Source organism: Candidatus Neomarinimicrobiota bacterium, assembly GCA_018647265.1.
GTDB lineage: Bacteria > Fidelibacterota > Marinisomatia > Marinisomatales > TCS55 > TCS55.
In genome coordinates, this window is sequence record JABGTK010000110.1 from 37,209 (window position 1) to 50,193 (window position 12,985).

Consider the following 12,985-nt stretch of genomic DNA (forward strand, 5'->3'; position numbering starts at 1 on the left):
TGAGTAAAAAATAAGGGAGGGCATATGCTCTCCCTTATTTTTTTATGAAAGGGTTCCAGCGTACATTATAGAATGATCTTTAGTACAATAATACGCCAGTCGACTTTTTATTTTTTAACTATGTCTACTCTATTTTCTCAAGAAGATAAACTATTTTCTCTTTTATTGCCAGACCGAACTGGAGTGCACTTTGAGAATACTATAGTAGATAAGAAAGAACACAATATTCTTATCTATGCCAATTATTATGGTGGCGCTGGGGTTGGTGTTGGTGATTTTAATAAGGATGGTTTAGTTGACCTTTATTTTGCCGGCAACCTCGTGTCGGACCAACTATATATCAACAAAGGAGCAATGAAGTTTGATAATATCACTCATAAAGCGGGAATCATTGATGATGGTAGTTGGTCTTCTGGTATAACAATTGCCGATGTGAATGGAGATGGATGGGATGACATTTATGTTAGCATAGAACTCTATGATAATGAGCCTGAAAAAAGACGAAACAAATTATATATCAATAATGGTGATTTAACTTTTACTGAAAAGGCGAAAAAGTATGGAATTGATAATCCTGAACGGACACGTCATTCTGTTTTTATGGATTATGATAATGACGGCCTATTGGATTTATATATTCTAAATCAACCGCCAAACCCGGGAAGTTACTCCGAACATTTCGGTACAAAACTACTCCGTCAAAAATATGCTTCTGTTCTTTATAAAAATGTGAATAATACCCATTTTATAGATGTTACTATAGAAGCCAAACTTCTCCAAACGGGATTTCCCAATGCGGTTACTGCCAGTGATCTCAATAATGATGGTTGGACCGATCTTTATGTTTCCCACGATTTCTATGCTCCAGATCAATTGTATATCAATAACAAAGATGGCAGTTTTTCTAATATTACAAATAAGGCATTAAGGCATATGTCATATTACAGTATGGGTGTGGATGCTGTTGATATTAATAATGATGGTTTTCTTGATCCGATGATCGTGGATATGGTAGCTGAAGATAACTTTAGGTTGAAATCCAACATGAGTGGTATGAATCCAAAAATATTCTGGGATGTGGTTAATAACGGTGGCCATTACCAATATATGTTCAATACTCTTCAATTAAATAATGGTGATTTGACTTTTAGTGAGATTGCACAGTTGACTGGTACTGCTTCTACAGATTGGAGTTGGTCCAACCTCATGGCCGATTTTGACAATGACGGTCAAAAGGATATTTATATTACTAATGGGTTGCTTCGGGATATCCGTAATACAGATGCATCCAAAGCTGTGGGTGAGTATATCACTAATTTTTCAAATGATTATGTAAATCAACATCCTAACCAGGGCGACATTGAACTATTTGATATACTTGATTTGGATAAAACATTATCCTTATTACCATCCCAAAAGATTGGTAACTATGCATACAAAAATAATGGAGACTTAAAATTTTCTAATGTTTCAAAATCTTGGGGATTGGATCATGAATCATTTTCAAACGGTTCTGCCTATGCGGACTTGGATAATGACGGAGATTTGGATTTAATCGTTAATAATATAAATGAAAAAGCATTTATATATGAAAATAACAGTGACCGACTTGAGAATCATTATGTGCGAATTAAGTTAAAGGATGATGGCGTTTTATTTGGAACAAAAGTTAAGATCGAAGCCAGCGGAAAAACGCAATTTGTCGAGACAACTAATGTTCGCGGTATGTATTCCACCAGTGAACAAGTGGTTCATTTTGGATTAGGAAAAACAAAAACGGTTGATCAAATAACAATCACATGGCCGGACAACAGTCTAACCATCCTTTCGAATATTAAAGGAGATCAAATACTTACCATTGATAAGAATAAATCAAATCGAATTGAAAAACCGGAAGATACCGTTTTATTAAATCCTATTTTTCGTGAAGTTGTCAATTTAGGAATTGATTTTCAACATATTGAAAATGAATTTGACGATTATAAAAAACAAATTCTTCTTCCCCATAAAATGTCTCAATTCGGTCCTGGGATGGCTGTTGGAGATGTGAATGGTGATGGGAAAGATGATGTTTATATTGGTGGTGCAATGGGAGAATCGGGAAAACTATTTTTGCAGTTTACAAATGGTAGTTTTAGAAGGTCAAACTCTAACCCATGGTCAAAGGATAAAGTGCATGAAGATATTGATGCGGCATTTTTTGATATAGATAATGACGGTGACAAAGATCTTTATGTGGTCAGCGGTGGTAATTCAAAACCTGGAATCTCAGCAATATATCAGGACCGTATTTATATAAATAACGGAAAAGGACATTTCACCAAATCATTCACTCATTTGCCTAGTATTGGTATTAGCGGATCCAAAGTGAGGGCCAGCGATTATAACGGTGATGGGGATATGGATGTATTTATCGGCGGCCGTCATTTACCTCATGAATATCCTCGTCCAACATCGAGTTTACTTCTTGAAAATAATAATGGTCAATTGGAAGATGTGACAAATCAAAAAGCAAACGGTTTAAATAATATTGGTATGGTCACAGATGCTATATGGATTGATTACGATTCAGACGGGGACGATGATCTTATTGTTGTGGGTGAATGGATGCCCATCACCGTATTCCAAAATCGAGATGGTATTTTGTTAAAACTAGATTCTCCTCCAGGATTTGAGAATTCCGATGGTTGGTGGTTCTCAATTGAAAAAGGCGATTTCGATAATGACGGAGATGATGATTTTATTGCTGGGAATCTCGGGTTGAACTATAAATACAAGACAACCGTTTCTGAACCTTTCGATGTTCATTATTATGATTTTGATGAAAATGGCAGTAAAGATGTGGTGTTGGGTTATTATAATTTTGGTGAAAAATATCCACTCCGAGGATTTTCATGTTCATCTAATCAAATCCCCCAGCTTAAAACCCAAATTGGTCAATATGACCTTTTTGCATCAATGAGTTTGAATGACGTTTATGGCACAATAAATTTAGAGCAAGCACTTCACTATGAAGCTTATACATTCGCCAGTTCCTATATTGAAAATTTAGGGAATGGTACATTTAAAATGCACGCCTTGCCAGTAGCGGCCCAGTTTTCAAATATTAATGATATTATTGTAGAAGACTTTAATCGTGACGGATTTCTGGATGCACTTATTGCAGGAAATTTATTTGTATCTGAAATTGAAACACCACGTAATGATGCAGGGAATGGATTGTTATTATTAGGAGACGGTACCGGTAAGTTCGACTCTATAAATGCAAAAGAGAGTGGTTTTTTTACACCGGGAGATGTGAAATCATTGGAATTGGCTTTAACCGGTAATAAAGCAATTATCATTGTGGGAAATAATAATGACCATCTTCAGATGTTTCATTTTAATAAATAATTGAGTATAATGAATTACAAAAGATTACTACGATTTAATATATTATTGGTATTCATATTATTTTCAGGATGTAGCGATAAAATGGAGATTACGGAAGATTTAATTGATATTTATCAGGTTGATACATCCTTTAAGCGTGTAGGATATTTGCCCCAATATCGTTTTTATTTAGCCGATAAAATTGAGTTTAAGAAGGTTAATTACCTCATGTTGGCATTTGGGAATTTTAATAAGGATGGTTCTTTTTCTTTTAACGGTAATGCAGACATTCAGTCAATCGTATCCAAAATCAAAGAATCAAATATAAAAATAATGTTATCCATCGGAGGGGGAGGTTTTTCTGATGAGAAAGAAAATATTTGGGTAGACCATCTTTCCGAAAAGAAAAGAACCGGTAGTATTAAAGCAATGATGGATTATATTGAAAAATACAATCTAGATGGAATTGATGTGGATTTGGAAGGGGCTCTCATCTCAAAACTGGGCTCCAACTACAATACCTTTGTAAGTGAATTAAAAGACCATCTTCATGCAAAAGGGAAAGCCATAACTGCAGCTTTACCATCAACACGATCACGAAATAATATTACACAGGAAACATTGGAATCATTTGATTTTATTAATGTGATGATCTACGATGAAACGGGACCATGGAATCCATCAAAACCGGGACAGCATTCTTCCTATAACCTCGCTGAAAGGTCATTGAATTTCTGGGTAAATACAAAAGGAATTCGCAAAGAAAAGATTATTCTAGGAATGCCCTTTTACGGACACAATTTTGACCCAAGTAACATTGAAAGTTTAACATTTAGTGATATAATTAAAGAGAAACCAGAGTACGCGTATTTAAACCAAAAGGACGAGATATATTATAATGGTATTCATATGGTCGCCCATAAGAGCCAATTGGCATTGAAAAAAGCAGGTGGTATTATGATCTGGGAATTGGGGCAGGATGATTTTTCTGCACTGTCTTTACTGAAATCAGTTGATCAATCCTTGGTAGCAGGAGATTGTGTAAATGATTCCGTTGGCACTTATTATCTGGATAATGATCAGGACGGGTTTGGTGATATATATAATCCATTCCAAGCGTGCAATCAGCCCTCCGGATATGAGATTAGCAGTTCAGATTGTAATGATTCTAATGCTGCCATTTATCCTGGCGCTACGGAAATAATTGACAATGCAGATAATGATTGTGATGGTGACATTGATGAATAAAATAATCTTGGGACAAGTGATGACTCGAAAAGTATTAAATATTTTTCTCTTATTTATTTGTTCCAGATTGTTGGCTGATCATCAGCCGGAATTCTCTACTGCTGGGTTTTTCCAATTAGATGATACTGGACGAGAGGTCTTTTCTATGAATGTGGCTTGGCGGTTTCACAAAGGGGAATCAGCCGGGGCAAGTAATTTGGATTTTAATGATAAGGACTGGCCGGTCATTTCTATTCCCCATGGTATAGAATATTTACCTACAGAAGCCAGTGGAAGTGTCAATTACCAGGGAGAAGTATGGTATCGAAAGCATTTTACCCCAGATATAAAATTGAAAGGAAAAAAGATATTTCTCCACTTTGAAGCGATTATGGGGAAATCCAGAATTTGGGTGAATGGCGAATTACTTAAGGAGAATTTCGGGGGTTTCCTTCCCATTGTTGTTGATGTCGGGGATTATCTGAATTGGGGAAGTGAAAATGTTATTGCGGTGTGGGCTGACAATGGTGATGATCCTCTTTACCCTCCGGGGAAGGCACAATCTGCATTGGACTTTGCGTATTTTGGTGGTATCTACCGTGACTGTTGGATGGTGACACATAATAAAGTTTATATCACAAATCCTAACTTCGAAGATGCAGTAGCAGGAGGAGGTTTATTGATTGCATATCCTCAAGTTTCCAACCAAAAATCGGAAATAATGCTACGTATTCATCTTCGAAATGAAGGTATAAAGAATTATGAAGGATCAATTCATTATGAATTATTGAGTGAAAGTGGCCAAAGTGTTTTGTCTGTGAATCAAGATATAAAACTACAAAAGCAAAATACAGGCACATTTGAAAAACATGTTTTAGTAGAAAACCCCCAATTATGGTCACCCGAATCGCCCAATCTCTACAAACTGAAGGTCATTATCAAAGATGTGAAAGGAAGAGTGGTAGATGGGTACTCTCGCCGCATAGGAATTAGAAGTTTTGAATTTAAAGGAAAAGATGGTTTTTGGCTGAATGGTAAACCTTATAAAAAACCGTTGATTGGTGCCAATCGTCATCAAGATTTCGCCCTTGTAGGAAACGCTGTTCCAAACAATACCCATTGGCGTGATGCTAAAAAACTTAGAGATGTAGGATTAAAAGTAATACGAAATGCACATTATCCGCAGGATCCGGCTTTCATGGATGCCTGTGATGAATTGGGATTGTTTGTTATTGTTAATACACCAGGATGGCAGTTTTGGAATGAAGCACCGATCTTTGAGAAGCGGGTGTACAATGATATCCGCAATATGGTTCGAAGAGATCGAAACCACCCTTCTGTATGGTTATGGGAACCAATTTTAAATGAAACTTGGTATCCGGATCATTTTGCTAAAAATGCCCGAAAAATTATTGATGAAGAATTTCCCTATCCCAATTCTTATGCTGCTTGTGATGCAGAGGCTAAAGGGAATGAATATTTTCAAATATTATTTGGTCATCCATCCATTGGTGAGGATCGTTGGGCCTTAAAACATTTGGACCCCCAAAAGACTTATTTTACCAGGGAATGGGGGGATAATGTTGATGACTGGAATTCACATAATTCACCTAGTAGGGTAAACATAGAGTGGGGTGAAACACCTATGCTAATTCAAGCCCAGCACTATGCCAAACCAAATTATAAATATACTAGTTATGATGGACTATTTCGTACAACTCCCCAGCATATTGGCGGATCTTTTTGGCATTCATTCGACCACCAAAGAGGATATCATCCCGATCCATTTTACGGCGGAATTATGGATGTATTCCGTCAGCCTAAATATGCCTATTATATGTTCATGTCCCAACGTAATCCCCAAAAAAGTAATGTCTTAGCGGAAACTGGGCCGATGATATTTATTGCCCATGAAATGACACCTTTCTCAGGGAAGGATGTTGTTGTTTATTCTAATTGTGATGAAGTAAAACTCACAGTCTTTAAAAATGGGAATGAGTATATCTATAAGAAAAAAGGATCTCCAATTGGAATGCCAAGTCCTATTATTGTCTTTAAAAACGTTTATGATTTTATGGCCGATAAAGAAAAATCCAGAGCCGGAAAACAGACAGAAGTATTCATGCGGGCAGATGGTTTTATAAATGGTGAAATAGTCGTATCTCATAAGGTATCTCCGGCTAGAAGAGCTGAAAAACTAATCATGTGGATTGATAATGAAAATGTGGATCTCTCCGCTAATGGATCTGATCTAATTGTAATAATTGCCGCCATAGCAGATAAGAATGGAAACATTAAAAGGTTAAATAATTCCTCTATTGAATTTGAGACTGAAGGGGAGGGGAATATTATCGGGGGGGAAATGTTTCTGTCAAATCCCAGCCCTATTCGATGGGGCACTGCACCAGTGTTAATTCAGTCAACGACAAAAGCCGGGAAAATCAAGGTTAAAGCTTCAGTCGTACTTGAAGGAATAAATACACCCACCAGCACTGAACTCGTTTTTGAAAGTATCCCGGCCAAAATTGATATGGTTTTTAGTGATACAGAGTCAAAGGCAAGTTCTGTAATTTCTATAAAACAAGCAGTCTCGCCTAGTGTGTCCGATGGCAAGTTGAGGCAGGAAATTGAAAAAAGAACTCAACGCTATAAAATTGAAAGAAGTTGAACGGCAACAGAAGGCTTTTGGTGAGAAAAAGAAAAATTAATCGATTATTATTTCGTCAATAAATATCCAAGCTGGTCCACCGGCACCGTGGTGCCAATCGGGACATGTTTCAATATTTATGGCTTTTATTTTTATATAACGAATATTCTTGTCAACAGTTTGTCTGAATTCATGAATCACTGGATCGTCCGTTCTTAAAGGAATTTCATGAGAGACATTTCCTAAGTCCTCATAAGTATCGCCATCATTCGATACGGCGAAAGTCACATGGTTAGGGAGCCAAATCCAACTTCCCACATTTTGAAGAAAACTAGTAGATATGGAATTAATTGGGCGAACTTGTCCCAAATCAATAACGGCTTCAAAATTATCCTTTTCCCATCCTTGCCATGCACCCCATGAATGCTTCTGCCCTCGAATTGTATCAAACAATCCCGTGTGTCCGCCGGCGGTGTACTGTTTGTTATATGGGATTTTATATTTTATAGAGGGTTTGTAAGGAATTTTCCTGAATGAGACTGCCTCTACATTACTATTAATACCATTGGAATTCACGGCCACAGTTTTGATTACAGTACTATTTATTAACTTAATCGGAGAAATGTATAGTTGTGAATTCTCAGTAGGATTAATTCCATCTAAAGTGAAATGAATTTGATTATTATTAATGGTAGATAATGTAACTGTCAATGAATCAATAAACGCCCGGGCTGCGGCTACGATGACAGGATTTTGAGGTAGCTCCTTTTTAACTGATGAGGACGGACGGTCGCTTATATTCGACGCCCATTCTTTATTCGGTTCATTCCCCATTATGAATTTCAATTCATCACCGGAAGTAATTTGGCCATGGGTGATATATGATTTAGAAAAAGCCTTCCCATTTATAGCGGCTGATTGAACATACCGATTATCCGAAGACGTATTTGGTGCTTTAATGGTGAAGGTTTTCCCATTTTCCTGATAAATGGATATTTCATCAAAAATAGGTGTACCAAGAGCATAAATATCTTGCCCTGGTGTAACGGGATAAAAGCCCATGGCTGAGAATACGTACCAAGCTGACATTTGTCCGCAATCCTCATTTCCGCAAAGACCCACGCGGTTGGGAAGGTACATTTCATCCATGATCTGTCTCGTTCGATTTTGGGTTTTCCATGGTTGGCCAACATAATTGTAAAGATAAGCGAAATTATGGCTGGGTTCGTTCCCGTGGGCATATTGGCCAATTAGCCCAGTAATATCTGGAATATCTCGTCCAGTTAGGTCCGATTCGGTGGTGAATAAATCATCGAGGCGTGAGGCGAAAATAGATGCGCCACCCATGGTATTAATCATACCATTAATATCCTGAGGGACAAAAAATGAATATTGCCAACTGTTGGCTTCTGTATAATTTGCCGTAACCTCTTTGGGATCAAAAGGGGTAAGCCATTGACTGAATTTCCTACCTCGCATAAAACCTGTGTCCTGATTGAACAGGTTCAGATAATTTTTACTGCGGCGGTAAAATTGATCGGCAATTTCTTTTTGGTTCAAGGAATCGGCAAGGACAGCAATGCACCAGTCATCATATGCGTATTCAAGGGTAATTGACACCGATTCATTTTCTTTTTCGATGGGGATATATCCTTTTTCTTTATAACTATCCAATCCCTCGTGGTTACCCATGGCACTTTCCACCATAGCCTTGAGGGCATAATCCACATCAAAATCCCGTAATCCTTTTACATATGCATCGGTAATAACAGGAATGGAATGGTAGCCGATCATTGTACCCGTTTCATTACCGGCCAATTCCCAAACGGGCAGGAGGTCACCTTCTTTTTCTTTGGAAATCAATGTTCGTATAAGATCCTGGGCCAAAGTTGGTTTTAACAGAGTAAACAGGGGATGGGCGGCGCGAAATGTATCCCAGAGGGAAAAGACTGTGTACATATTTGAACCGGATTCTGTTGTGTGAATATTTAGATCTGCGCCGCGGTAGCGGCCGTCCACATCAGAAAAAATATTAGGTGCTATGAAGGCATGGTAAATGGCTGTATAAAAATTGGTTTTCTCAGCTTCAGTACCGCCTTTTACTGTAACGAGAGAGAGTTCTTTTTCCCAAGCATCTGAAGCTTTTTGGCGGATGGCATCAAAATTCCAACTTGTTGATTCAGATTCAAGGTTCTGACGGGCCCCATTTTCATCCACTGCTGAAATTCCTACTTTTACAAGGATAGTTTCGTCCGTTGCTGTCCCAAAAGTAAATACTCCTTTTACATTTTTACCATTAATCATTTTCTTATCGATGAAGCTATCATTTAATGCCAATTGACTGCTTTGAAATGGTTTTGAAAATTGTGCTACAAAATATAAATGTTGATCCCTAGCCCAGCCATTGGATCTGCGGTAGCCGGTAATCTCATTATCCCCTATTATCTTAAGATATGAATCGGTGACGCGGTCTCCCAAGCCATGTTTCAAATCGAAAATAATATGGGATGCGTTGGATTTAGGAAAGGTATAACGATGGAATCCTGTGCGAGTGGTAGCTGTTAATTCAGCGCGAATTTTATAGTCATCCAATGTTACGGCGTAATATCCCGGTTCAGCTTCTTCAGTCTCATGGCGAAATGCTGACCGGTATCCCGTGGTGGAATTTGCCTCATCACCAGGATTAATCTGGATATCACCTATTGTAGGCATGACAAGGATATCTCCATAATCAATGGCGCCGGTTCCGCTCAAATGGGTATGGCTGAAGCCAAGAATGGTTGGGTTATCCGTATGGTAACCGGAGCAGTTGGCCCAGCCTCTATCTCGAGTGTCAGGACTAAGTTGAACCATTCCAAAAGGTAGCGTTGCCCCGGGAAAGGTGTGTCCTGTTCCCGCCGTCCCAATAAAGGGATCTACAAATTTTGTGAGATTTTCAGACGAATTTTGACAGGAAATAAAAAACAAAAGTGATAAAGAAACGAGTATGTTTTTTAACCATTTATGGCAGAGAATTGATTTCATTTTTAAATACTTTAATGGAAGGTTAATGAGGCGCATGAGTTTACTAAATAATACACGTGTACATCCTCGAGAAAAATGCTTCATAACTTATGAAAAATGTGGGAATTATCCCACGATTTAGTGTTTAAAATTTCCCATGGTTTGTGTGCCAATTCACCTCAATAAACAAATTTGAATAATTATTATGGTTAATGGTAAACTCTAGGCGTCTTTTCTGACTAATATTTCGGAGTAACTATTGAAAAAATTTGATTTTAGTGGGATTGTTTTTCTTACACTATTCGCGTGTGCATTTTTGTTGGGAGATATATTCCAAACACCTCAAAATGTGGGGCGTCCTCTCAATCAACCGATGGAAGAAGGTGGCGAAGGTGGCCCCAATGCTCGTCTACAATTTGAATGGTTGAGACTTAAAAGTCCAATTACCAATGAAATCCCAGATGGAATCGAGCAGCGAGCTCTAACATTTGCAAAATCTTTACCGAAAGGTAATAGTTTACCCGGACGCCTTATGCGATCCTCGGCTGGACAAGCCGATCTCGAGTGGATTTTACGTGGTCCTTACAACGTTGGTGGTCGCACTCGCGGTGTAGTTATTGATAAAATGGATCCAAATACAATTTTGGCCGGGGGTATTTCCGGCGGAATATGGCGATCGGAAGATGGTGGTCAAACATGGAAGAAAATGACCAAACATCACCAACTTCATAGTATTTCCTCCATCACCCAGGATCCCAGAGATGGGAAAACCAATATCTGGTATGCTACGACTGGAGAATTAAGAGGAAACTCAGCCGGTGCTCGTGGTGCACCATTTCGGGGAGATGGCATTTATAAATCAATTGATAACGGATATAATTGGGAATTGATTTCCTCAACCTCAACCAGTACGCCTGAATCATTCGATAATAATCTCAATTATTCCTGGCGGATAAAAGTGCATCCTACCACTGGTTATGTATTTACTGCATCTTTTGGAACTATTTATAAAAGTAAAGATGAAGGGGTAACATGGTCTGTAATCCTCGGTGGTGGCGAAGATCGCTATACTGATTTAACGATGACGAGTAAAGGCTTGATAATTGCAGTATTGGGAGATGAAGAGTCAGATGGCCCAATCATGCGATCAGAAGATGGGGAAACTTGGACCAATATTACGCCGACTAATTTCCCAGCTTCTTTTAATCGAATGGTTGTAGATATATCTGAGTCGAATGATTCGATCGCTTATTTTGTCGCCAATACCAATGATAGCCATGTCTTTTGGAAGTACAAATTTATTTCTGGGGATGGTTCTGGTACCGGTGGCAGTTGGGAAGATCGTAGCCAGAATCTTCCCAGTGATTATGATTCTCAATCGGGATATGATATTCATGTACGTGTAAGCCCGGATGATTCAAGTATGGTTTATTTTGGTGGTACAAATTTATACTACACAACGGATGGGTTAGAAACTTCCGGGAAAAAATATAAATTTGGTGGTTATAGTACAGAAAATCATCACCCGGACCAACATGATGTCATTTTATTTAAAGATGATCCTTATAAAGTATTATCGGCTAGTGATGGTGGGTTACATCTAATGGACGATCATACAGCGTGGGATAAAAATTGGGTATCTTTAAATAATGGGTATGTCACAACACAATTTTATACCATTGGAATTGATCGCTCTGGACGATATCCCGCATTAGTAATGGGTGGTACTCAAGATAATGGTACTTGGGAGACGACGAGCTCAGATTCTGTGAAGGCTTGGAATGATGTGAGTGGAGGCGATGGTGCTTATTGTTCAGTTATTGATTATGGGAGTGCCTATATAATGTCATCCCAAAGAGGGCATACTCTGATAAAGGATTGGTCTAATCCATTTGATTGGTCTTTTGGTGAAGGAAAATATAACAATTATTCTTGGGCCTATTTAAATCCTCCCGGTTTTGATAGAGAAAATGATGCGCTTTTCATTAATCCATTTTATTCCGATCCTTTAAATGATCATATCTTATATTATTCTGGCGGAAAATATGTATACCGTAATAACGATGTTTATTTCAATGAAACAAACTATAAACGTCCTGAAGGCGGCGGAAGTTATGAAGGCGTGAATTGGGAAAAATTGAACGGAACATCTGCTATAGGGAGTATCAGTGCATTCGGCGCCAGCGTAAATCAGCCTGCCCACCGATTATACTATGGTACATCCTCGGGCTATCTATATAAACTTGAAGATGCTCATGAGAAAGAAAAAGTGGTCGAGATTCAAAATAATATTAGTGGTTCTGGCTATGTGAGCGGAATTTCGGTTGACCCATATAATGGCAATAAGGTCATGGTCAGTTTTTCAAGTTATGAAACAAGAAGTATCCATTATTCAAATAATGGCGGCGAATCCTGGACAGATGTAAGTGGAAACTTAGAAGAGAATACCAGTGGAGGTGGGGATGGGCCATCTGTTCGATCCGTGTTAATCTTTCCTATTAAAGGTGGGTATAAATATTTTGCTGCAACCAGTACGGGACTTTATTCTACATCTAATTTGGATGGAACCAGTACGGTCTGGAAACAGGAAGGTGCTGAAAGTATTGGGAATGTAGTTGTTGATAAAGTAATTGGTCGTGCTGTCGATGGATATTTAGCAATTGCCACACATGGAAACGGGATATATACAGCTTGGGTTGATCGTGATCAATTGGCAGTGGATGATTCTAATCTTCC

Annotated in this window: 4 protein-coding genes and 1 pseudogene; 4 read left to right on the plus strand and 1 reads right to left on the minus strand. The window is 38.3% G+C overall.

What is annotated here, in order from left to right; translation table 11 throughout:
* Window positions 1-120: 120 nt before the first annotated feature.
* From HN459_06320 to HN459_06330, 3 genes and pseudogenes are all read left to right on the plus strand, one after another.
* Window positions 121-3,393 (plus strand): VCBS repeat-containing protein, encoded by a 3,273-nt coding sequence (locus tag HN459_06320; protein ID MBT3479064.1) that lies wholly within the window; start codon window positions 121-123, stop codon window positions 3,391-3,393.
* A 9-nt stretch (window positions 3,394-3,402) separates the two neighbouring features.
* Window positions 3,403-4,620, plus strand: coding sequence for a hypothetical protein (locus HN459_06325; protein ID MBT3479065.1), 1,218 nt, complete (start codon window positions 3,403-3,405; stop codon window positions 4,618-4,620).
* Window positions 4,621-4,639: 19 nt separating this feature from the next.
* A pseudogene (locus tag HN459_06330) lies at window positions 4,640-7,307 on the plus strand (glycoside hydrolase family 2 protein).
* Here HN459_06330 and HN459_06335 read toward each other — a convergent pair.
* Window positions 7,304-10,270, minus strand: coding sequence for a glycoside hydrolase family 92 protein (locus HN459_06335; GenBank protein MBT3479066.1), 2,967 nt, complete (start codon window positions 10,268-10,270; stop codon window positions 7,304-7,306). The pseudogene HN459_06330 and the gene HN459_06335 overlap by 4 nt on opposite strands.
* A 238-nt stretch (window positions 10,271-10,508) precedes the next feature.
* On the opposite strand from HN459_06335, the gene HN459_06340 reads away from it, so the two are divergent.
* Window positions 10,509-12,985: flagellar basal body rod modification protein (locus HN459_06340; GenBank protein MBT3479067.1), on the plus strand; the 2,477-nt coding region annotated here is incomplete at its 3' end.

Coding starts and splice junctions, on each gene's coding strand:
- HN459_06320 (MBT3479064.1), top strand. CDS start 121: ATGTCTACTCTATTTTCTCAAGAAGATAAACTATTTTCTCTTTTATTG.
- HN459_06325 (MBT3479065.1), top strand. CDS start 3,403: ATGAATTACAAAAGATTACTACGATTTAATATATTATTGGTATTCATA.
- HN459_06335 (MBT3479066.1), bottom strand. CDS start 10,270: ATGAAATCAATTCTCTGCCATAAATGGTTAAAAAACATACTCGTTTCT.